Origin of the sequence: Crateriforma spongiae, from assembly GCF_012290005.1 — a bacterium.
Taxonomy (GTDB): domain Bacteria; phylum Planctomycetota; class Planctomycetia; order Pirellulales; family Pirellulaceae; genus Crateriforma; species Crateriforma spongiae.
On the sequence record NZ_JAAXMS010000009.1, the window covers coordinates 70,572 to 93,269 of the forward strand.

At 57.8% G+C, this 22,698-nt stretch carries 13 protein-coding genes; 8 read left to right on the forward strand and 5 right to left on the reverse strand.

Annotated features, from left to right (window positions below; translation table 11 throughout):
- Positions 1 to 7 precede the first annotated feature (7 nt).
- Positions 8 to 1,147, reverse strand: coding sequence for a fatty acid desaturase family protein (locus HFP54_RS21245; RefSeq protein ID WP_168566702.1), 1,140 nt, complete (start codon positions 1,145 to 1,147; stop codon positions 8 to 10).
- Between the two features lie 104 nt (positions 1,148 to 1,251).
- Between HFP54_RS21245 and HFP54_RS21250 the strand changes: the two genes are divergently transcribed.
- From HFP54_RS21250 to HFP54_RS21265, 4 genes are all read left to right on the forward strand, one after another.
- The gene (locus HFP54_RS21250) at positions 1,252 to 2,541 is read left to right on the forward strand and encodes a BaiN/RdsA family NAD(P)/FAD-dependent oxidoreductase (RefSeq protein ID WP_168566703.1); all 1,290 of its coding nucleotides are present in this window, start codon (positions 1,252 to 1,254) and stop codon (positions 2,539 to 2,541) included.
- A gap of 72 nt (positions 2,542 to 2,613) precedes the next feature.
- Positions 2,614 to 4,509, forward strand: coding sequence for an adenylate/guanylate cyclase domain-containing protein (locus tag HFP54_RS21255; protein ID WP_168566704.1), 1,896 nt, complete (start codon positions 2,614 to 2,616; stop codon positions 4,507 to 4,509).
- 261 nt (positions 4,510 to 4,770) lie between these two features.
- Positions 4,771 to 6,675: a hypothetical protein gene (locus tag HFP54_RS21260; RefSeq protein WP_168566705.1), complete on the forward strand. Its 1,905-nt coding sequence runs from the start codon at positions 4,771 to 4,773 to the stop codon at positions 6,673 to 6,675.
- A 144-nt stretch (positions 6,676 to 6,819) separates the two neighbouring features.
- Positions 6,820 to 8,172 carry a redoxin family protein gene (locus HFP54_RS21265; RefSeq protein WP_168566706.1) on the forward strand — a complete coding sequence of 451 codons (1,353 nt, stop codon included), beginning with the start codon at positions 6,820 to 6,822 and terminating at the stop codon, positions 8,170 to 8,172.
- A gap of 104 nt (positions 8,173 to 8,276) precedes the next feature.
- Here the strand turns inward: HFP54_RS21265 and HFP54_RS21270 are convergent, their stop codons facing one another.
- Positions 8,277 to 10,739 (reverse strand): glycogen/starch/alpha-glucan phosphorylase, encoded by a 2,463-nt coding sequence (locus tag HFP54_RS21270; RefSeq protein WP_146415939.1) that lies wholly within the window; start codon positions 10,737 to 10,739, stop codon positions 8,277 to 8,279.
- Between the two features lie 356 nt (positions 10,740 to 11,095).
- Positions 11,096 to 12,685, reverse strand: coding sequence for an MBL fold metallo-hydrolase RNA specificity domain-containing protein (locus tag HFP54_RS21275; protein WP_168566707.1), 1,590 nt, complete (start codon positions 12,683 to 12,685; stop codon positions 11,096 to 11,098).
- A 232-nt stretch (positions 12,686 to 12,917) separates the two neighbouring features.
- On the opposite strand from HFP54_RS21275, the gene HFP54_RS21280 reads away from it, so the two are divergent.
- Together HFP54_RS21280 and HFP54_RS21285 are read left to right on the forward strand one after the other, a co-directional pair.
- Positions 12,918 to 17,921 (forward strand): WD40 repeat domain-containing serine/threonine-protein kinase, encoded by a 5,004-nt coding sequence (locus HFP54_RS21280; RefSeq protein WP_168566708.1) that lies wholly within the window; start codon positions 12,918 to 12,920, stop codon positions 17,919 to 17,921.
- Positions 17,905 to 18,087: a hypothetical protein gene (locus tag HFP54_RS21285; protein WP_168566709.1), complete on the forward strand. Its 183-nt coding sequence runs from the start codon at positions 17,905 to 17,907 to the stop codon at positions 18,085 to 18,087. The genes HFP54_RS21280 and HFP54_RS21285 overlap by 17 nt, the downstream gene beginning before the upstream one ends.
- Here HFP54_RS21285 and HFP54_RS21290 read toward each other — a convergent pair.
- Positions 18,061 to 19,284, reverse strand: a complete 1,224-nt coding sequence (locus tag HFP54_RS21290; protein ID WP_168566710.1) for a hypothetical protein — start codon at positions 19,282 to 19,284, stop codon at positions 18,061 to 18,063. The two genes, HFP54_RS21285 and HFP54_RS21290, sit on opposite strands and share 27 nt — an antisense overlap.
- A 501-nt stretch (positions 19,285 to 19,785) precedes the next feature.
- Between HFP54_RS21290 and HFP54_RS25815 the strand changes: the two genes are divergently transcribed.
- Positions 19,786 to 21,252 carry a nitronate monooxygenase gene (locus HFP54_RS25815; protein WP_315853955.1) on the forward strand — a complete coding sequence of 489 codons (1,467 nt, stop codon included), beginning with the start codon at positions 19,786 to 19,788 and terminating at the stop codon, positions 21,250 to 21,252.
- Positions 21,253 to 21,298: 46 nt separating this feature from the next.
- On the opposite strand, the gene HFP54_RS21300 is transcribed toward HFP54_RS25815, so the two are convergent.
- Positions 21,299 to 21,508 (reverse strand): dodecin, encoded by a 210-nt coding sequence (locus tag HFP54_RS21300; RefSeq protein WP_145293177.1) that lies wholly within the window; start codon positions 21,506 to 21,508, stop codon positions 21,299 to 21,301.
- A gap of 312 nt (positions 21,509 to 21,820) precedes the next feature.
- On the opposite strand from HFP54_RS21300, the gene HFP54_RS21305 reads away from it, so the two are divergent.
- Entirely contained in the window at positions 21,821 to 22,603 is a 783-nt protein-coding gene (locus tag HFP54_RS21305; protein ID WP_235952146.1) for a 3-keto-disaccharide hydrolase, read from the forward strand.
- Positions 22,604 to 22,698: the final 95 nt, after the last annotated feature.

Sequence of the window (22,698 nt, forward strand, 5' to 3'; positions counted from 1 at the left end):
CCGTTGATCACGCGGTTTGCGTATGTCCCTGTTTCAGCGGATCGGAATGCGTTTCCGATCCGCCCGCACGTTTCCACAACGCTACGATCTGCTCGGTCAAACTGTGCGCGTTGGTTCGATGATAAATCGAATCGGCGGGCAGCCCTTCGGTCAAACGCCGATGAGCCAGACCCAGATTGTGATAGGGAATCCTGGGGAACAGGTGATGAAGGGCATGATAGCGCGTGCCCACCGGTCCCCAAAGTTCGGTGACCCAAGCGTTGTCCGGATAATTGACCGAGTCCAACAGTTGGTCTTCAAACGACATTTCACCTTGGTCATTGGTCCACCGATGTGCTCCCAGGGTCCGAAATTCATTCAGGACCAGAACGCCAAGACCGACGGCATAGGCGACCAACCAAAACGGGTCCAACCACTCACCGCGCATCAGGCCGCCGCGGATCAAAAACCACGCCGCCCAAGCAAAACAGCAGGCTTCTTGAAGTAACACGATTCGCATCAGTCGGGGCGAAGCATCGGGACGCTCGTAGAACGGGTCCACCACCATCGTCGACGCGTGCCGATGGACCCACTTCCGTGCCGGCGGAAACACCCAACAAATCGGGCTGATGATCAGAAATCGAGCCAGACCCAGAATGGGAATCACCAAAGCCTGGAAAATGAAGCCGACGATCATCCAACGCCCCCGATGACTTAGCGGCAAATATTCGCCGTCATGTTCGGTGCCATAATGCTTGCGACGATGATGGTCCACATGCGGGTAATACAAGAACGATGGCACAAAGAAAAAGATCCCGCACAGGGCATTCCATGCGATTCGGAATCCGCGAAACCCTTCCTGGGGAAGATGCACCAGTTCGTGGATGAACATCAACGCCCGCATGTATAGCAGGACGGTCGCAACATACAGGACGACCACCGCGGGCGGCATCCAAGCGGCTTCGGAATACCAGCGTGGCAGAAAAAAGATACCGTGAAGCGTGATGTGCCCCAGGACGATCGAGACCAAAAAATCGGCCCAATAAATCATCGGATTGGGGCGGGTCAGATCACCGATCAGTGTCCGGGCTTGTGCGAACGAAAAACGTTGGTCCGATGATGGCCGCGATGTTTCATCGCCAAGCGGTCGCGTTGCAGCTGATTCCATGGTGTCACAAAACGATTCGGATGATGACGTGATGCTTCATTGGCCGGCCCGATCGATGTCAATGCAACGATCGTTCCTTTCACACTAGTTCCCCCCGCCTGGTCATGGCAGCAGATTCCGATTCCGAAGCTGAAATCATTGTCATTGGCGCCGGTGCCGCCGGTTTGATCGCTTCGGCGGTTGCCGCCCAACGATCCAGAGGCAGTGTATGTCTGCTGGAAAAAAATCGCAAAACGGGCGTCAAGATCCTGATGTCCGGCGGAACCCGATGCAATTTGACGCACGACACCGATGCCCGCGGTATCACCACCGCATTCGGCCACGCGCGAAGATTCCTGCAGCCCAGCGTCGGTAGTTTCGATCCATCCGCCGTGGTGGCGATGTTCAATGACCTGGGCGTGCGAACCAAACGCGAATCAACGGGTAAGATTTTTCCTGTCAACGATCGTGCGGTGGAAGTCCGCGATGCGTTGCATCGGCAGGCTGAAAATGCGGGTGTCCAGATCCGACGTCCCTGTGCCGTCATCGACGTCCAGCCCGAAGCCGGCGATTGGGTCGTCGATACGGACCAGGGTCGGCTCCGGTGCAAGCGGCTGATCGTCACGGCGGGCGGGCGCAGCTATCCGGGATGCGGTACCACCGGCGACGCCTATGCGTGGTTGCAGCGTCTGGGACACACGATCATGCCCACCCATCCGGCGCTGGTGCCGCTGGTCGGCGGGCCGTCTTGGATGCACGATTTGTCCGGCGTCACGGTGGACGACGTTGCCGTTTCGGTGCGTCAAATGTGTGGCCAACGCACGGTAAAGAAACCCTTGCTGGTGCGTCGTGCATCTTGGCTGTTCACGCATTTCGGTTACAGCGGTCCCGGTGCGATGGACGTCAGCCGGTACCTGACCGGTCCGACCGATGATGATGAGCGACGATTCTTGACGATTGATTTGACGCCCGAAGTTTCGGGCACGCAGTGGGAAGAAATCCTGCGTGGCGGGGACGGTCAATCCGGGCGAACCCGCGTTGGATCGTTGCTGGGTCGTCACCTGCCGTCGCGTCTTGCCGATGCGCTCACCCTACACGCGGACGCGGACCATACATTGGCATCGTTGCCGGCGGCCGGGCGTCGACGCCTGGTCGATCGGCTAAAAAGATTGAACGTGCCGGTTGCCGACAGTCGCGGTTTTACCAAAGCGGAAGTCACCGCCGGTGGGGTGGATCTAAGCCAGGTCGATCCGCGTTCCATGGCCAGCCGAATCCACAACGGTCTGTACATTGCAGGGGAAGTGTTGGATGTGGACGGCTGGATCGGCGGATACAACTTCCAGGCAGCCTTTAGCACCGGCCGCGCCGCGGGAATTGCCGCCGCCCGTTCGCTGGAAACCGCCTCGGATACCTGACCAACCGCCCAATGTTCCCGACGGTCGAATTTCCATCCCTCCGTTCTCCCCGACGAATCATCGACTGTTGCCATGCCTGAACTGATTGCCCAAGGACGCAGCAGCGGACAACGATGGTGCCGCGAAGTGCCCGATGCCACCAACCATCGTGGTATCACGATTGGCCGTAGCGGTGCAGATTGGGACGTGCCTTGGGATTCGATGATTTCCAGAGCCCACATTCGCCTAACGGCGATGCCCGACGACCGCGTGGAAATCCAGCGGTTGCCGACGGCCCGCAACCCGGTTTTTCATGGCGGACGTCAAGTCGACCAATTCACGCTGGTCCCCGGCGAACACTTTGTGATCGGGCACACCACGTTCACTCTGGCCAGTCGCGCCGGTTCGTCCCACACGCCCAACGTGGGTGATGTGACCGAGCACGCGTTTGATTTGGGATCCCTACGGCGGCAAAAGTTCCGTGACGCCAATCAACGAATCGATGCGCTGACCAAATTGCCGGACTTGATCACCGGCAGTTCGACCGAACAAGAATTACTGGTTCGTCTGACTGGGGTGCTGCTGACAAGCACGCCCGCAGCCACCGATGTCGCCATCGTGTGTTATCGGGATCCCTCGGACGAAGCAAAAAGCGGTTTGCGGATCTTGCATCGCGACAGTCGTGTCCCGGGTCGCGAACAACCGCCGATCAGTTCCCGGTTGGTTCGTGCCGCGGTCTCGTCACGTGAAAGCCGGCTGCACCTTTGGTCGTCAACGCGTAAAGACGCGGTCGCTTTTACGGCCAGCGAAGAAGTGGACTGGGCATTCTGTGTACCGATTCGCAGCGATGCGTGTGCCGGCTGGGCCTTCTACGTGGCCGGCCAGACGATGGCTCCGCTGTCGGCTGATCCTGATGAACAGGCCGCAGACTCCACGCCGCAAGACTTGGGCGACGACGTCAAGTTCGCGGAACTGGTCGGCACCATGCTGGGAAATCTTCGCAAATCGCTGCGTCTGGAACGACGGCAATCCGCGATGCGAAGCTTCTTCGCGCCGGTCGTGATGGATGCCTTGGCCAATCGCGAAGTCAGCGAAGTCCTGGCGCCGCGTGAAACGGAATTAGCCGTCATGTTTTGCGACCTGCGGGGCTTCAGCCGACAAAGCGAACAAGCTTCGGACCGGCTGTTGGAATTGCTGGATCGCGTCAGCAACGCGTTGGGCGTGATGACCCACCATATCTTGCGACAACGAGGTGTGATCGGTGATTTCCACGGCGACGCGGCCATGGGGTTCTGGGGCTGGCCGCTGGATCAACCCGATCGTCAAGTTCGCGCGGCGCTGGCGGCTCTGTTGATTTGGCGACACTACGCGGCCGACACCAATCAATCCGGATTCCGTTGTGGCATCGGCATTGCCAGCGGCCGCGCGGTGGCCGGACGCATTGGAACGACCGACCAAGTGAAAGTGACCGCGTTTGGTCCGGTGGTGAACCTGGCAAGTCGTCTCGAAGGCATGACCAAGGTCTTCGGTGCCGAAGTCTTGCTGGATCAAACCACTGCCGAAGCATTGTCGACGGCGACGCCCGGATCGTTCGGAACCTTTCGGCTGCGGCGTTTGGCCACGGTGCGTCCGGCGGGCATGAACGAACCGTTACAGATCAGCCAACTGTTGGGCACCAGCGACGACGGATCCTTACAAGAAAGCGTCGAATTGGGCGTCGATTCGGCGGTCACCCCGATCGATTCCCCCGGCCAACAGGACGGTTCCGACTCGCCCTCGTCGCCCCCTACGACGCTGACCGACGACGACATCCGAAACTATGAACAAGCCCTCGACCGATTCGTCGCGGGGGATTGGGACGAAACCTACCAGTTGCTGCATGCGTTGCCGGCATGGGACCGCCCCAAGGATGTTTTGTTGTCGGTGATTCTGCGACACAATCGGGTCCCGCCGGCGGATTGGGACGGCGTGATCGATTTGCCCAAATGATTTTGCTGGATTTCCCACCATTTGCCCCGACGACGCGGTGGGTTCCGGCACGGTTAGAATCCGATCGATCCGTCCAAACGGACCATTGCGGTCGTTTGCCCAGCCTACCTAGACTTTCACCCGTCGAAATCGGTCGGGCCAGCGGAAAATGAACGCCGGGCTCTTTGACGCGTTCACCGCGGGGCATCGGATCCAGTGCGTCCGCCATCCGATTCCGGCAGATCAAGGACAGCAAGGCGCGAACCAGCAAGGCGAAACCTCATGACAAAGCAATCCATCACCGGGCTCACTTTGGCGACCTTCCTTGCGTTCGGCCTCGTTTCGCAGTCCGTCGTCACCGGCCAAGGCACAACCGTCGTCAGCACAACATCGATGCCAACAACGCCGGCCAGCCGATGGAACCGACTGGCCGATCAGATCGAAAGCAATCTGGACGCCATTCGCGGTGATCGGCTGCCCAACTTGGATGTCGCAAAGTCAGGATTCATTGCTTCTCTGACGCAGTTACAGCAGTATCTGGACACCCACACCAGCCGCCGAAACCGTGCCGCATGGATGCGTTACATCGATGCCCAACCGTTGGCCGATGCGATCGAAAACGACGAATCCGTGTCGACGATCGGTCGCCTGGCAACCGAACTGCATCAACGCATGGTGGGGCTTCACGACGGCCTGGAACTGGCGAACTTTCGTCAATTGCGAACATCCACCGAAGGGCTGATTGCCGCGGCAAAGTTTGCCGATTCCGAGCGTTCGGTCCCGCTTCTGCAGCGACAATTGGAACTGTTATCAAAAACCTTGCGCGAGATTGATTCGGCACCTTCGACCGATGACGCCGCGGCGATCGGTACGATCCTGGGAACGCTGAGCGAATCGCGCCAGGTCCCCGATTTGATCGCGAACGTTCGATCCTCCTTCGCCAGCCCCAACTTTCGCATCGACATCCCCGAACGCACGGTTCAGTCGGCCGTGATGCGCGACGTCAACAAACTGCAGCCGGTTCGCGATTGCATCCTGGGGACGGCATTGCGAGGCACCAGCAATTTGCGCGGCATCGTTCAAGCGGACCTGCAACCGTCCATCGGCGACGTGCACATGGTGTTGCATTTGACCGGTCGATTCCACAGCGACAACGTGGGTTACAACAAACCGGTCCGCTTGACGACCGTGTCCGATGGAAACGTGCACGTCACACGAAGCCTGTTTTTCGGCCCCAACGGTTCACGATTGTCCGCGGCATCCGCACAAGTGTCTCTGCAAAGCAAAGTCACGTCGATCCAACATCGATGGCGACTGGTGCGTCGGATCGCCAGCAAACGCGCCGCGGAGCAAAAGCCGTTGGCCGATTCTATCGCTCGCGAAAAGTTGCGGCGACGAGTGACATCCGAATTCGTCCGCGAAACGGACCAGGCGGCATCGTTGCCCAGCCCGAACATGATGTCCCGTGCGGAACCCTATCTACTGCGATTGGACTTGGAAAAGCCGCAGCGGACCTGGGGCAGCACGGACACATCCATGTTCATCGAAGGCGTCATGGCCGATACCCACCAGTTGTCCGCCGATCGCCCGGCGCCGATGTCTGATGCAGGCAGTGACGCGTCGATCCAGATCCATGAATCCGTGGTGGAAAACACTCTGGCACCGCTGCTGTCGGGGCGATCCTTCGAACAACATGAACTGGACGATCTGCTTGAACAGATCGGGTTGCCCACACAGAAACCAGCGGACGATCCAATCGATGAACCGGAGGAACCGTTCCAGCTGCGATTCACGCGATTTCGTCCGATCATTTTCGAAAGTCGTGATCAAAAGGTACGCCTGGGTCTGCGTGGATCCGAGTTCGCCCAAGGCGACCGAGAACTGCGGCGGACCAACTTGGAAATCGCGGCAACGTATGTCCCCGCGCGACTGGACGACGGGTCGATGTGGCTGATCCGCGATGGGGAAGTCAGCATTCGATTCCCCGGTCGCCAGCGTTTGGGGCTTCGCGAATCCGCGATCCGCAGCACGCTGCGAAAGTCGTTTGAAAATGTGTTCCCCGAAACACTGTTGTCCAAGACGTGGACGACGCCGGACGATTTTGCCATCCAAGCGGTCGCCGGTCGCCAGTTTCAGTCCAACCATATCGACGCCCGTGACGGTTGGCTGACGATCGGCGTTCGATAGACTGGTCGCGTCGGCACCACGAGCCTTCACGCTTTTTCTCGCTCCTCACCCATCGACGTCATGGCCAACTTTTCTTCCTACCATCGTGCCCGGTCTATTGCCGTCCCGTCGCATTGCACGCGTCGAGTTTGGCGCCGGGCTGGGATGGTCCCGATCGTCGCCGTGTTGTTGGCGGTTCTGCGGCCTGCGATCGCAATCGCCGACGACCCGAAGACGCAGACTCCATCGGAAGTCGCCGAATCCGACGTCGATCTATTTGAGCTGGATCAAGAGGTTCAATCGGCACTGTTTCCGCTATTCGAAGCCATCTCGCAAAGCCGCGTTTCAAGGTCCACGATTCAGCTGACCACGGAAACCACCGTGGGCGGTCGCGTCGTCGACGCCCAAGTATCGACGTACCAGATCGCATCGAAGACGCCCGATCAATTCACGGTCTATTTGAAGGAGACCGATCAGCGGACTCGGATCTTCAATAACGCGGAAAAGCTGACCGTCGCGTTGTCGTCCGATGCCTACGTGGAATTTGATGAACCGATTTCGATTCGCCAGGCCGTCGACGGTTTGCCCGTTCCCATGGGTCCGTATCCCGAACCGGTCCTGGCGATGACGTTGGCCGGTTACGATCCCGCGATCGCGTTGGTCGGCGGGATGAAGTCAATCCAGTTGGTCGACCGGGCACCGTTTCGTGGCGAAACCCCAGCGGTACACCTCAAGGGCGTCCAGGACGACTTGGTCCAATGGGACTTGTGGTTGCTGGATCGCGAAAACGAACTCCAGCGTCCACTGCGGATGATTGTCGACCTGACCGACATGCTGCGGTCCAACCAGCAAATGAAGATGCCGGCCGGATACCGATACCAGTTGCGTTTCGACTTTTTGTCCTGGCGAATCTCTGGGGATGTGGATGAAAAGCTATTCACTTATCAGCCACCGAACGGAGCGAAGAAATACCCATCGGTCGACACGTATTTTCAGTCGCTTGCCGGTGTCTCCAAGGACCATCCACTGCTGGGCAAAGTCATGCCGGAATTCGCCAGTGTCACGCTTGATGGTAAAGGCGTCCGGTCGCAGGACCTGAAGAACAAAGTCGTCGTACTGTCTTTCTGGGCGACTTGGTGCACGCCGTGCCTGGAATCAATGCCGACGCTGCAATCGGTCACTGAACGCTATGAAGACAAGGACGTTGTTTTCTATGCCGTGAACGTGGGCGAATCGGCCGACAAGGTGGTCGGATTCCTGAGCGAACAACCGTGGCAGGTTCCCGTGATGCTGGATGCCGAAGGCGAAATCGCCGACGCGTTCAAGGCCGACGCGATCCCCCAACGGATCCTGATCGGCAAATCCGGGAAAGTGGAATCCGTGCAACTGGGTTACCAGGGTGCCGAGGCTTTGGAACACCAACTGACCGATGAATTGGACGTGTTACACATCGGCGGCCGAATCGCGACGTCAAAGTCGAATGCGTCCCAAGACAAAGCGAAATCAGACGCCCCTTAGTAGAAGAGTCACGGCCCAAAGAAAAAACGCGATGTCGCCCCATCGGACAACACCGCGCAGATCTTTCAATGGATCGTCCGCCGACGCTTGGCCGACGTGGATCGTTAAGCCATCGGCCCGACGTTCCAGATTTCGTCAGCGTATTGCTGGATCGTCCGATCGCTGCTGAACCATCCACTGCCGGCGGTGTTCAGAATGCTCATGCGGTCCCAAGTTTCGGGATCCGCATACGTCTCGGAAACCTTCTGTTGGGCATCGATGTAACCGCGAAGATCGGCGATCGTCAGCCACGGGTCGTGGGGGTTTCGCAGACCCGATGACAAGACATCAAAGATGCCCGGTTCGCTGCGGTTGAAGTGACCGCTTTCCAGCAACTGCATGATCCGCTGGATATCGGGGTCGGCGGCGATGATTTCATTCGGTCGATAATCCAACCGAGTCTTTTGTACGCCATCGGCATCCAAACCGAACAGGAAGAAGTTCTCTTCGCCGGCGTTTTCACGGATCTCGATGTTCGCACCATCCAGCGTTCCGATCGTCAACGCACCGTTCATCATGAACTTCATGTTTCCGGTGCCGCTGGCTTCTTTACCGGCGGTGGAAATTTGCTCGGACAACTCCGTCGCCGGGCAGATGATTTCCATCGATGAAACACGATAGTTCGGATAGAAAACGAATTTCAGCAGTTCATCGGCCCGGCGATCGCCCTTGATCGTATTGGACACGTCATTGATCAGCTTGACGATCAATTTGGCCAAGTGATATCCGGGTGCCGCTTTGCCACCGATCAGGACACAGCGGGGCACCATGCCTTCGGTTTCACCACGCATGATGCGATCGTACAGGTGGATCACGTGCAGCGTATTCAGCAACTGACGCTTGTATTCGTGGATCCGCTTGACTTGAACATCGAACATGGCGGACGTGTCAAAGGCGATGCCGGTGCGTTGCATCACGGCTTCAGCCAAACGTTCTTTGTTCGCCTTCTTGATCTCACGCCAACGTTCGCGGAACGAAGCGTCGCTGGCATAGGGATGCAAATTCTTGATCAGGCTGAGATCGTTTTCCCAACCGCTGCCGATCGTTTCGTCCAAAAGCTGACGCAATCCCGGGTTGCAGTGGGCCAACCATCGACGTTGGGTCACGCCATTGGTTTTGTTGTTAAATTTCTTGGGCCACAACGTGTAAAAGTCGTGGAACAGCCCGTTCTTCAGCAACTGGGTGTGCAATCCGGCAACACCATTGACGCTGAAGCTGCCGACAATGGCCAGATACGCCATGCGGATATGGGGGTGATCGCCTTCTTCGATCAATGACATCTTGCGACGCATTTCCGTATCGCCGGGCCACTTCTTTTCGACCTCTGCCAAGAATCGGGCGTTGATTTCGTAAACGATTTCCATCAAGCGTGGCAACAGGTGGCTGAACAATGACACCGACCAACGTTCCAGCGCTTCGGGCAACAGCGTGTGGTTGGTATAGGCCATGCACTCGGTGGTGATCTTCCAAGCCTGGTCCCATTCCAAACCGTGTTCGTCGATCAACAGACGCATCAGTTCGGGAACGGCACAGGCGGGATGCGTGTCGTTCAACTGGAAGCAGTGTTTGGCGCCGAATTCCGAGAAATCTTCGCCGTGTTCTTCGACCCACTGGGCGATGACGTCCTGCAGGCTGGCCGAAACCAAGAAGTACTGTTGTTTCAGACGCAGTTCTTTGCCGTTTTCGCTGGCATCGTTGGGGTACAACACCATGGAAATGTTTTCGGCCAAATTTTTCTCAGCGACCGCCTCGGTATAACTGCCGGCGTTGAATTCGGTCAGATTGAACGCGTCCGACGCGGTGGCTTTCCACAATCGCAACGTGTTGACCGTGTCATTGCGATAGCCGGGGATCGGCATATCGAACGGGACCGCGGTGATGTCATGACAGTCGGCCCAACGGGTCCGTGATTTGCCGTTGGCATCGTGATAGTGTTCCACGCGACCGTAGAAATGGATCTGACGCGCGTCTTCGTGTCGTTCGATCTCCCACGGGTTTCCGTCCCGCAACCAGTGATCGGGTTCTTCGATCTGACGACCATCGCTGATGCGTTGGTTGAACATGCCGTATTCGTATCGGATGCCATATCCGACCACGGGCAGTTTCAGGTTGGCACAACTGTCCAAGAAACAAGCGGCCAGGCGGCCAAGACCGCCGTTGCCCAGTCCGGCGTCATATTCCTGTTCGGCCACTTCCTCCAGACGCAATCCATACTGGTGAATCGCCGCATGTGCTTCTTCGTCGACGTCCAGATTCTGGATCGCGTTGCACAGCGATCGTCCGATCAGAAACTCCAGCGACAGGTAAAACACCTTGCGTTGGTCGCTGTGGTGCATCTTGGCTTGGGTTCGACGCCACGAATCCACCAAACGATCACGGACGGCCAGAGCGGTCGCGCGATAAACGTAGGAAGGGTCCACCGGTTCGGATTCGCAGCCCAACGTGATGTTCAGATGGCGACGCAGTTCAAGAGGAAAGTCAGCCAGCAGTTCTTCGGAAGGATTGGAATCAAGAACAGGCGTGGACATGCGGAACTCCGCTTGGCAAAAGGATCAACGAATATCACGGTCTCGATAGTCGATCAGAAAACCGAAACCGATTGTGCGGTGCAAGTCGAATCGTCCGATTCGACCGTTAGGAAAAGCTAAGTCATCGGAAGTGTTGGAGTCTGAGAACGGCCCGATGTCAACGCAGTTTTTGTCGGTGCGAGCGATGCAGTCCTGACAATCCCTTCGACCGCGTCGACGGGCGTACCAGTTTCCATTGGAACAGACCGAACCGTCGGGGTGCGTCGGTGCCATAAGCCTCCGTTTAGGGGAACCAGAGTCGACTCTGACTGGCGGCCCCCGACGTTTGACCGGCCGAATTCGGCCCGACAGGGGCCCTAATCCAGGGCACGACGCACACGATCGATCATCGCATGCCGCGTCGCCACGTCGTCGGTTGTTTCCAGCCGTCGCCCCAATTCCAAAATGAAGGCGGCATAGTCGTTGTACCAGTCACGACGCAATTCCGCGGTATCAATTCGGTGCTCGGCAACGCCCTGCGATTTGACCTTTCCGGCGACCAGTTCGAACACTTCGTCGAAACCGGGGGCATACACGCTGTCGGCATCCCAGCCTTTTTCGATCAACAACTGGCGAAGTGTTTCACGGGCGTCGTCTTCCCCGTGATTCAAGAAAATCGCCTGGGACACATCGCCCCGCTGCAGAATCCAATCGATCAGTTCGCCTTGATCCGCATGGGCGCTGTAGTTGCCGATCCGCCGGATCGCAGCGGCGACGTGGTACTGCTTTCCGTGGATGCGAACATCCTTGGCACCGCTGGTGATGATGTGCCCCAATGTGCCGGGTGACTGATATCCGACAAATAGAATCGTGGCTTCTTTGCGAAAAATATTGTTGGCCAAATGGTGCTTGATCCGCCCCGCGGTGCACATGCCACTGGCCGATATGATGATCGCGCCCTTGGTCACTTTGTTCAGCGACTTGCTTTCCTCCACACTTTGGACCAAGCGAAAATTGGGATGGCGGAACAGTTCCGCGGCGGGCAATTCGATGTCTTCTAAATCACCAGCATGTTTGATGAAGACCTCCGTCGCACGGCGTGCCAAGGGCGAATCCAAATACACCTTGGCATCGGGAATTTGATTGGTTGCCAGCAAATAGCCGATGTCGTGAAGTAGTTCTTGGCTGCGTTCAACCGCAAACGACGGGATCACGACATTTCCGCCCCGGTTCAGCGCGGTGGTCAGTTCCTGTTTCATCGCTTCGCGGCGATTTTCCAGGGTGTAATCTTCTCGATCGCGATTGCCATAGGTGCTTTCGCAAACGATGTAATCAAAGCTTTGCGGGGCATCGGGTTCCGGATGAAACGCCTTTTCCTCAGGCCCCAAATCGCCGGAAAACAGCATTCGCAACGGGCGGTCCGAATCCCCGGCTTCTGTGCCGTCGATGCGTACTTCGATCGACGCCGACCCCAACAAATGACCGGCGTTCCAGTACCGGGCTTCGATACCATCGGCCACGTTGATCCATTGTTCGTATTGGACCGTTCGGCATAACGCCAAGGCTTTGGAGGCATCTTCTTTGGTGTAGATCGGTTCGAGCAAGTCCAGGCCCATGCGCCGACGTTTCCGATTCAAACGATCGACATTGGATTCCTGGATGTACGCCGAATCGGGCAACATGAACTGCAACAGGTCACAGGTTGGCTCCGTTGCAAAAATAGGACCGTCAAAGCCCGCTTTGATCAGTTTGGGAATCAAACCGCTGTGGTCGATATGGGCATGGGTCAGCAGCAGGAACTTCACCGAATTCACATCAAACGGAAACGGCTGATAATTCAGATCCTGGGTCGTCCGGTTTCCCTGGAATAAACCACAGTCGACCAGAAAGGCGCTGCCGGCGGTCTGGATCAGTGAACAGGAACCGGTCACGGTCCCGGCTGCACCACAAAATCGGATGGTCGCCATGCAGCGAATTCCTTCGAGAGTCGTTGGAGAAGTCGCGATTCAGAAGAGTCGTCAAATGTATCGCGGAAATCTCTGGCCGGGGACCGCAGCGACGCACTACAATGACCTCCACAAGAGGGGGTGCAAATCAGGATGAACCGCGAACGAAGCAGGACGATTCGGCGTCTGTTGTCTCAAGATTCATTCCACAGGTACGTCCAAATGCAGGGCACGCACACGGGATCGGGGCGAAATGTCTGATCTGTCCTTTGATTCCAAACCGGACATTGCGTCGGTCATCCGCGAATTTGAAGACGCACTGCGGGCGGGTCGCCAGCCCAGGATCGAAGACTACCGACACTTCGTCATCGATTCACTGCGGCCTGAACTGGTGGCACAGTTGGAGGCGATACGCCAAAGCGTCCAGGCCGAACAGCCCCATCGCATTGAGTTGCCCGCCAACGGTGCCGCCGAACCAGACGCCAACCACATCCGCGCCAACAGCAACGGCGAAGACCTAACGACCATTCGCACCCAAGCGGGCTCCCACGCGTCATCCACTCCGGTCGTCGGCAATCGTACGATCAAAGGCACCACCACCGCGGCCGATAGCGGCCTGGGACGCGTCGCGGTTCCCGAACAGGTCTTGGGAGGCTATCGACTGATTCGTGAAGTCGGCCGTGGAGGAATGGGCGTCGTCTTTGAAGGACGCGATGTCAAACTGAACAAGCGGGTGGCCATCAAAGTGCTTCCCTACGCATCGACCATGAGTGTGTCGACGCGAACGCGTTTCGAAAACGAGGCCCGCGCCGCGGCGCAGTTGGATCACCCCAATATCGTTCCGGTCTATGCGTTCGGCATTGACGAAGGCACGCATTATTATTCGATGAAGTTCATCGAAGGCCAAAACTTGGCCGAGTTGATCACGTTGATCACCCAAACGATTTCGCAATCGTTGCGCAAGAAGCAGCAAGACGGATCGACCCAGGCCGAACCTGTCGAACACGTGCACCCCGATTCGGACACCTACCGTTCGGCGGGTTCGACGCGATTCACCAGTGCCATCACGTCCAAAGGCAGCACGGGTGACCACGCATACTTGGTCGCGTTTGCCCGCGTCGGCCAGCAAGTGGCAGATGCACTTCACTATTCGCACAACCGCGGAATCGTTCACCGCGACGTCAAACCATCGAACCTGTTGATCGATGAGGAGGGCAAGGTTTGGGTTTCCGACTTTGGGCTTGCACAAGTTCAGGGTGAAGCCGGTGTAACACGTCCGGGCGACATGGTCGGCACGCTGCGTTACATGAGTCCCGAACAAGCTTACGCCCAGCGGGTCGTGGTGGATCATCGCGCTGATTTGTTTTCTTTGGGCGCAACGTTATACGAATTGTTGACGCTGCGACACGCATTTGATGGTCGGACCCGCAGCGAGATCCTTCATCAGATTGCCTTCGAAGATCCTCCGTCGCCCCACAAGTTAAACCCAAAGATTCCATTGGATCTGGACACGGTGGTGATGAAGCTGTTGTCCAAGAATCCGGACGACCGCTATCAAAGCGCAGGCGAATTAGCCGAAGACTTGGCGGCCTGGCAACGCAACGAGCCGATCAAGGCGCGACGCCCAAGTCTGATGAAGCGAACTCGCAACTGGGCGCGGCGACACCGAACCATGGTGATCGCCGCTTCGTCGGTCGCCGCCGCGTTCACACTGGCTGCCGTTGGGTCGATGGCTTTCGCGATTCAGGTCCAAAAGAAAGCGGTCATCGAAACACAACAGCGAAACACAGACCTGACGTCCGCGCTGCGAAAGTCTGAAGGCCGTCGCTTGACCGCCCAAGCGTCACTGGAATTGGATTCCGCACCACGCCTGGCCATCGAACTGGCGGCAATGGGGGCGAAACTGGCACCCGGCCCTGAAGCCAACAACATCCTGTTGTCTGCCATCGATCGCAATCACGAACGTCTACTGATGCGTGGTTCCGATGCGCCGCTGGGCTCCATCGCCTACAGCCCCGATGGCAAATTGGTGGTCACCACCGGTTGGGCCGGCGACATCACGCGGGCAAATGAACCCGCACGACTGTATGAATCGGACACCGGAAACCCCGCCGGCGTTTTCGGTCAGGGGTCCCGCGTTACTTCGACAGCGTTTTCCCCCGACGGGACGCGACTGTTGTTGGTCCAGGACATTGACGACACGCCGACCGTTTCTGTTTGGGACGTGCGTCGCCAGGTCCAACTAGCAGAATTGCCCGGCGCAATCGCCGACCGCGTGGATCGCACCGCGTTCAGTCCGGTCGACGGTCCGACCAGGATCGTCATGCCCGCACAGGACAATGCTTTCCACGTGTACAACGCCGCCGGTGATTTGTTGCTAACGCTGACGGGCCACGCAGGAGCAGCCCGGTACGCCACATTCAGCCCGGACGGTTCGCAAATCGCAACGATCGGGGGCGATGACACGGTGCGGATCTGGGACGCAAAGACTGGTGAACCGCTGCGTGTACTGGACGAGTGGAAATCACGACTGCCGGGCCTGGACTTCGATCTGGTCGACGGTGTGCAGTTTCATCCTGGCGGGACAACCCTGTTGACCAGTTCGTCCGTTTTGGGATGCGACCTGTGGGATCTTTCCACCTTTGATCGCCGCCCGATTCATCACAAGGGTGTGGGCACCTTCAGCCCCGACGGGCAACAAATCGCGATCACCATCACGGACAACGTGACCGTCGTCAACACACAAACATTGGATACCATGTGTGCGTGGTCGACGCCAGGCAATATTGCCGACATTGATTTCAGCCCCGATGGCAATTCAATCGCGACGTGTGGCGACGATGAATGTGTCCAGCTTCGTGACAGCCTTTCGGGTGAACTGATTGCCGAACTGAAGGGGCATCAGAAATACATCGACGATGTCGCTTTTCATCCAGACGGTCAACAACTAGCAACCGCGTCTCGCGACGCGACCGCGCGCACGTGGTACTGCGACAGCGGATTGCACCGGAGCCGATTCGCCACGGGCGTCGAAAGGGCGAACACGGTGGTTCGGTTTGCCCCCGATGGTGCAACGGTCACCGCGACCACGACCCCACGTCGGGGAACGAGCGTTTTCGATGCCCAGACCGGACGCCATGTCACCACGGTCAGCGGCAATCCGTTTTATGCGTATCCGGAATCCAACAGCGGATCGGCCGACGTTTTTGCCACCGGCAGCGCACACCAGATCACCGTCTGGGACAAGTCCTCGGGTGAACCAATCGCGTCGTTGAAACGACGTCTAGAAAGCATCAAAGACCTGCGGCTTAGCCGTGACGGCCAGATCGTGGCGGTCAATGCCGGGGTTCAAAGCGGCTTATGGCACTGGAAAACGAATCGATTCCATCGCTTTGAAGACGTGCGAATTGATAGCCTCGATTTTTCACCGGATGGATCCTCCGTAGTGACGTCGTGCGACGATGGCACCATCCAACGGTGGGACACATCCGACGCCACGATCCGAGCGACCGATTCGATGGATTTCGTGATCGAACGTGTCCGCTACAGCCCCACCGGCGAACAGATCCTGGTCAGCGGCGAAGACTTTGAACTGCAATTGCTGGACGCAAAGGATTGGGATTCGGTCCGACGTATCGATCACAGTGACAAACGCTTTTATGAGTCCATCTTTACCCATGATGGACGCTACTTGGTCACCTACGAATCCATCCGCGGTTCGCTTTACGCATGGAACTGTGAAACGGGCGAACTGGACGACGAAGTCAAACACCCCGGTGGTCTCATTTCCGTCGCCAGTGATTCTTCGAAACCGAAACTGTGGGTCGGCAGCGATCAAAGCGGACTTTATCAGTGGCAAATCGGGTCGGGCGAATTGGAACCAACGCAGGTTTTGATCCCGACAGATCCGCAATCCGAAACCACCACCAAGATTCAATCAGTCGGGTCACTTTGCGTGGATTCGGACGGAGGCATCGTCATCGCTTCCCACCCACAGCACCGCAGCACAGTGACACGTCGCCCACGTCCGGGGGAACCCGTTCGCGTTTCGATGTTGGCCAAGATTCGTGAAGACGGAACCGTTGTTTGGCAACAAAAGCTTCACGACCACGCGATACTTCGTATTCGAACCGGCCGGAACGATTCGATGATCGTCGCGGAAGACGTCCAGTTTGGTGCCGAACGTTTGGACGTCGATACGGGTCAAGTCATCGCGTCCTATCGCGGACACGCCGCACCGGTGTCGTCGATCCATCTGTCGGTGTCGGCCGGTCGGGTCGTCACCGCCAGTTGGGATGGATCGGTCGCCGTATGGAATCTGGAAACGGGCGATCGGATTGACCGAATCGATCTGGGGGCGGATCCGATTCTGGTTTCGGCAATCAGCGACGACTCACAAAGGCTGGCGTATGGAACCCGGGCGGGGCAGGTCGGTGTGATCGACTTGGCGGAGCGGCGTGTTCGTCCATTCGGAAAGTTGGAACGCCCCATTCGTCAACTCAGCTTCGCAGCCTTTGCCGCACGACTGGTCGCCCGAGACGACGGCGGTGATTGGCGAGTTTGGGATGTCGCATTGGGACAACCGGTCACAATGCCTTTGGCCGAACGTCGGCTATCGACCGCGTTGTTCCAACCCAACGGCAGCCAGCTTTTGGTCAGCGGTTCACCGCTGGGCGGCCCACCTGTGGCGGCACCTCAGCAGATCATGCCCAACGGACAATCTCAATTGCTGCCGAACTATGATTCACGTCCCAAGCAATTGTCCTACGGTCCGGACGGCCGCTTGATCTTGGGGGTTTACGGTCGCCGAATTCGAATCATTGACACCCGGTCCAGTGACGATCGTTTTGCCAAGTCCATCGATTGGAAGACACCGATCGATGGATACCAGTTGCTTCCCAATTCGGGTCTGATCGCGATTCGCCATCGGGATTCGATCGGCGTCTATCAAACCAATGGACGCGAAGTGATCGCGGCCCCTGGCGACTTCACATTCCAGTCGGCAACGGCGGTCGGCCAACTGGATTTGATCAGCCCCGACGCACGTTGGATCATCAGCATCGACCGCACCGGACAATGGCGCCGCATCCCGGTCGATCCATCCACCCACGCGGTGCGATTGCCCGAGCGTCCGTTGAACGCAACGGAGCAAGCCCGTTATGGGTTGGACGATACCTGGCAATTACTGTCACCGGCCGGAAAGACAACGTCTGACGGCGTCCCGCCTGACGATGCCGTGGATGAATCGGCACAATAGCGAAGTCGACGACATCGGTTCGGATCGCGCGATCACTTTGCCGATGGGCTTGGTGATCGAACGATCGGTATTGATTGGCAATCTGTACTCATTGGCAACCTGTACTCATTGGCAACCTGTACTCACTGGCAACCTGTACTCACTGACAATCAGTGCAGGACTTTGAATCACCGACGGACGCTTTGCCGGCACCGGGCATCGTGATCACCGTACTTTCGCACTGATCGGGATCGGTACCACCGTGCTGGTCGGCCAAAAGCCGTGCCGCTTCCATCGCCGTTGCGCACGCCAATTCATCCGTGCGGCCATAGCGTGAGGTCACGATTTCGGTGTCGTCTGTGGCCGTACAAGTCGCCCGGCAAACGGACTGATCGCCACAACGCACGCGGTCGGAATTCTGTATCGCTTCGCATCGAACCGATGGGCGGATCGTTACGTTTCGACGCCCCAGGTCTTCCAAGGTTGCTTTCAAGTCTTTCGCTGCGGCGATCGCCTTGATGAATGCCAATGCCGACAGCCCGTGTTGCCCCTGGACCTCTTCGTCATACACCGTCGTCCCGTCGGCGGATTCCGACGCGACACGCAAATAGCATCGGTTGATCATTGAAAACTGAATATCACGGCGGAAGGTCCCCGCCGCGATGCCGCCGTGGGCTTCGGCAAGCGTTTTGAAACGCGTCAGTGCATCGGCGGCGTTTCGACGCGTCACTTTGAAGGGAAGCTGCGTGTCGACACCAATTGCGGACAACGCGTAATCCATCGACAGTACCGGATCGACCGCGACATGCTTGATCCCATCAACATCAAAGGACCAGCGAAGCTGTAGCGGCTTCGGCTTGTCCTTGGATTCTTCGTCTTCGGTACAGTCCACGTCGGTGCATGGGGAGGTTCCATCGGTGCAACAGGTCAACACCGCGGTGCCTTCATAGCAATCACACTGGATGTTCTGGCAAGACGCCAACGCGGCCGTCTCGCAATCATCGCAGTCATCGCCCGTCGCAACGGTGTAATAGTCTTCACAGACGTACCAATCACCTTCGATTTCGACTTGGCAAACGTAAGTCATCCAACACGTCACCGAATCGGATTCGATCAGTTCGATTTGCGGCGCATACGTTTCCAAGTCGGGCAGGGCATCGCGGAACTGTTGCAACAAGGCATCGGCAAGCGAGGGGACAAGATCCTGTAGGATCTTCTGCAGGGACGCTTCCACTTTGGTCGCGGCGGGTTGCGAATCGGCGGTTTTCGCATCAGCCGGTTCGTTCGCCTCATCGGCAACGGCTGAATGCAAAACGATGCCGAGCCAAAGACAAGCAAACAAGATCGTGCGTGCCGCAAATGCGGTGAATCTTTTCGGGTTCATCGGGTGACTTCTACGACTCATTTCGTGGTGCATGGACAAGACAAGCCCCACGTCCGAGTGCGGGGATGCGGCAAACCGCCGCTGCACGGAGTGTAAGCGGACCACCCAGCGGCGGTCAAAATTTACGGCCTGCTCAAAGTGTGCGGGCGATCGTCCGGATGGCTCAGGTGCGGCGGCTTGTCGCTGAAGCGGACGACGTCAAGCACCGTGGCACCGGCGGGCGAAGCAATGGGTGCGGAAAACACGTGATTTGTGAAGAAGTCGCCAAGCTAGCAAGGCGGGGAGACAAAACAATTGCAAAACCGTTGCGCGGCGTCGGTCCTGTGAAGGGTCCCGCATTCATAGACTTGTGATATCACCGTGATCGGGAACCGGCCTGGCGGACATCGGACGCTTGCCACCTGGAACCCCATCCGCGGCGGTCGGCCGGCGTTGCGTGTCTTCCTGCAGCGACGCTCGAGGAAGCTGGCCCAGTTTTCACCACAGCTAGGAGCGCATGTCGTGTTTTCATCCGACGCCACTGCACAAGAACCCGTTTTGATCCAAGGTGGCATGGGTGCCGCCGTGTCCAATTGGCGGCTCGCCAAAGCGGTTGCCATGACCGGGCAATTGGGTGTCGTTTCGGGGACCGCGATGGACGTCGTATTGTCACGACGGTTGCAATTGGGCGACCCCGGCGGACACATGCGTCGGGCTCTTGCGGATTTCCCTTTTCCCGAGATGGCCCGGCGAATCTTGGACAAGTTCTATGTGCCCGACGGCAAAGCGGCCGACCAGCCGTTTCGCGGCGCGATGGTGATCACCGACACGCCGACGACGTCACAGTTGGAATTGGTGGTGGTGGCAAACTTTGTCGAAGTCTGGCTGGCCAAAGAAGATCATGACGGCCCGATTGGCATCAACCTGTTGGAAAAGATTCAAACCCCAACCCTGGCATCACTGTACGGTGCCATGCTGGCCGGGGTTGATTACGTGCTGATGGGTGCTGGGATCCCGAAATTCATTCCCGGTGCACTGGATCGTTTGTCACGGGGCGAAGCGGCCGAATTGCCGCTGCATATTTTGGACACCGACCAACCGGTTTATTCGCGTTTCGATCCCGTCGCCTTCGGTGCCGGTGAAATCACTTGGCTGAACCGCCCCAAATTCTTGGCCATCGTCGCATCGGCAACGTTGGCATCGATGCTGGCCAAAAAATCAACGGGCAAGGTTGATGGCTTTATCATCGAAGGCCCAACCGCCGGCGGGCACAACGCACCGCCGCGTGGCCGTACGGAGTTGAATGATCGCGGCGAACCGGTTTATGGACGTCGCGACGTGGTGAAACTGGCGGAGATTGCAAAGATTGGATTGCCGTTCTGGTTGGCGGGATCTTACGGTTCAGCGGATGCGATCGAACAAGCCATTGCCGAAGGCGCAACCGGCGTCCAGGTAGGCACTCCATTCGCGTTCTGCCAAGAATCGGGACTGAGCGACGGAATCAAATCCGAAGTCATCCAGCGTGCTCGTGCAGGCAAGCTGGACGTTCATACTGACCCGCTTGCTTCGCCGACCGGTTTCCCGTTCAAAGTGTTGCAACTGAACGACACGATGTCCGAGTTGCCAATCTACGAAGAACGTAAACGCATTTGCGACCTTGGATTCCTGCGGCAAGGTTACCTGCGTGAAGACGGCAAAACCGGCTGGCGTTGTCCGGCCGAACCCGTTGATGACTACGTCCGCAAAGGCGGCAAGGTGGAAGACACCGTCGGCCGAAAGTGCGTCTGCAATGGCTTGCTGGCCGACATCGGATTGGCACAAACTCGCAAGTCGGGCGAAACCGAATTGCCGTTGGTGACCTGCGGCAACGACGTGGTCAACATCGGCCGTTTCCTGCCAAGCGACGACGCCATCGCCTACAGTGCTGCGGATGTCGTCGAGACGCTGTTGACAAAAATGCCGTCGGCGGAAGTCGCCACGACGGTCTAGCCGTCGTGGTTTCGGTTCGTCCGTGCCGATTTGGAATCGGGGCAGGTCACTGATCCAGATTGAAGCCAATCTTGATTGTCACTTGCCATTCGGACACTTTGCCTTCTTCGATCAACCCGCGGGTTTCGGTCAGTTCAAACCAACTGAGTCCGCGGACGGTACGTGACGCGTGCGTGATGGCGGTCTCGACCGCTTCTTCGATCGAAACCGGGGATGTTCCGGTGACTTCGATCTTCTTGTAGGTGTGGTGTGACATAACACTCCCCTCAGGATGTTCAGGAAAAACGGCATACGGAAACGCGCCGCGGCGTCCCCTCTTTGTACCCTCGACGCCGCTGGCCCGGGACGCCGGCCTGTTCGCTGACCGACCAACGCGACGTTTCGTAGCAGGGGTTGGGGCATGACAACGGCGACATCAAGTATGATGGCGGTCCGGCGGTGCCGGGTCGTGCGTTTTTGGCCGGCGGCACACGCAAAAGCAACCTTCGTGTTTCGCCGCCCCAAGCCGCGCCAGCTTCGTTCCGCGATACACCATGCCTTCGCTTTCCTTATGGGTACCCAGTTCACCATGTTTCGCTGCTTCGCTGTTCTGACTTTCGTCCTCTGCGGCAACATCATCGTTTTTGCCGACCAGCCCGAGCCTGGAAAATGGACCTCGCTGTTCAACGGCAAAGACCTGACCGGCTGGACCCCCAAGATTCGCTATCAAGAAACAGGCGTCGATCCCTACAACACCTTTCGCGTCGAGGACGGTTTGCTGAAGGTGCGATACGACCAATACGACGAATTCAATCAAACCTTTGGACACCTGTTCTACAAAGACGACTTTTCCAACTATCGATTCCGAGTCGAATACCGCTTTGTCGGCGAACAATGCAAAGGCGGACCGGGATGGGCGCTCCGCAACAGCGGCGTGATGATCCACGGTGAACGCCCCGAACAGATGACCAAGGACCAGGATTTCCCAACATCGATCGAAGTCCAATTGCTGGGCGGTGATGGCACCCACGACCGAACAACGTCCAACTTGTGCACGCCGGGAACCAACGTGTTCTATCAAAACAAGTTGTTCTTGCCGCACTGCACCAAGTCATCATCAAAGACCTACCACGGTGAACAGTGGGTGACCGCGGAGATCGAAGTCCGTGGCAACAAAGTCGTGAAGCATATCTTGGACGGCGATGTCGTTTTGGAATATCAACAACCGCAGTTGGATCCGCGCGACGCCCACGCGAAAGAACTGAGCGAAAAAGCCGGCGGGCTGATGCTGAGCGGTGGTTCGATTTCATTGCAATCCGAAAGCCATCCAATCGATTTCCGCCGTGTCGAAATCATGGTCCTGGAAGACTAAATTCTGCGGGTTCCCTGAACGATTCCTCCAAAACCATCCGTGGTGACCGCATGCGATGCGGTTCGTCGTCACGACCTTGGCGGGTTGAATCGGTC

Excerpts from the sequence above, each read along its gene's own strand:
- HFP54_RS21245 (WP_168566702.1), bottom strand. The coding sequence starts at position 1,147 with ATGGAATCAGCTGCAACGCGACCGCTTGGCGATGAAACATCGCGGCCA.
- HFP54_RS21250 (WP_168566703.1), top strand. The coding sequence starts at position 1,252 with ATGGCAGCAGATTCCGATTCCGAAGCTGAAATCATTGTCATTGGCGCC.
- HFP54_RS21255 (WP_168566704.1), top strand. The coding sequence starts at position 2,614 with ATGCCTGAACTGATTGCCCAAGGACGCAGCAGCGGACAACGATGGTGC.
- HFP54_RS21260 (WP_168566705.1), top strand. The coding sequence starts at position 4,771 with ATGACAAAGCAATCCATCACCGGGCTCACTTTGGCGACCTTCCTTGCG.
- HFP54_RS21265 (WP_168566706.1), top strand. The coding sequence starts at position 6,820 with ATGGTCCCGATCGTCGCCGTGTTGTTGGCGGTTCTGCGGCCTGCGATC.
- HFP54_RS21270 (WP_146415939.1), bottom strand. The coding sequence starts at position 10,739 with ATGTCCACGCCTGTTCTTGATTCCAATCCTTCCGAAGAACTGCTGGCT.
- HFP54_RS21275 (WP_168566707.1), bottom strand. The coding sequence starts at position 12,685 with ATGGCGACCATCCGATTTTGTGGTGCAGCCGGGACCGTGACCGGTTCC.
- HFP54_RS21280 (WP_168566708.1), top strand. The coding sequence starts at position 12,918 with ATGTCTGATCTGTCCTTTGATTCCAAACCGGACATTGCGTCGGTCATC.
- HFP54_RS21285 (WP_168566709.1), top strand. The coding sequence starts at position 17,905 with ATGAATCGGCACAATAGCGAAGTCGACGACATCGGTTCGGATCGCGCG.
- HFP54_RS21290 (WP_168566710.1), bottom strand. The coding sequence starts at position 19,284 with ATGAACCCGAAAAGATTCACCGCATTTGCGGCACGCACGATCTTGTTT.
- HFP54_RS21300 (WP_145293177.1), bottom strand. The coding sequence starts at position 21,508 with ATGTCACACCACACCTACAAGAAGATCGAAGTCACCGGAACATCCCCG.
- HFP54_RS21305 (WP_235952146.1), top strand. The coding sequence starts at position 21,821 with ATGTTTCGCTGCTTCGCTGTTCTGACTTTCGTCCTCTGCGGCAACATC.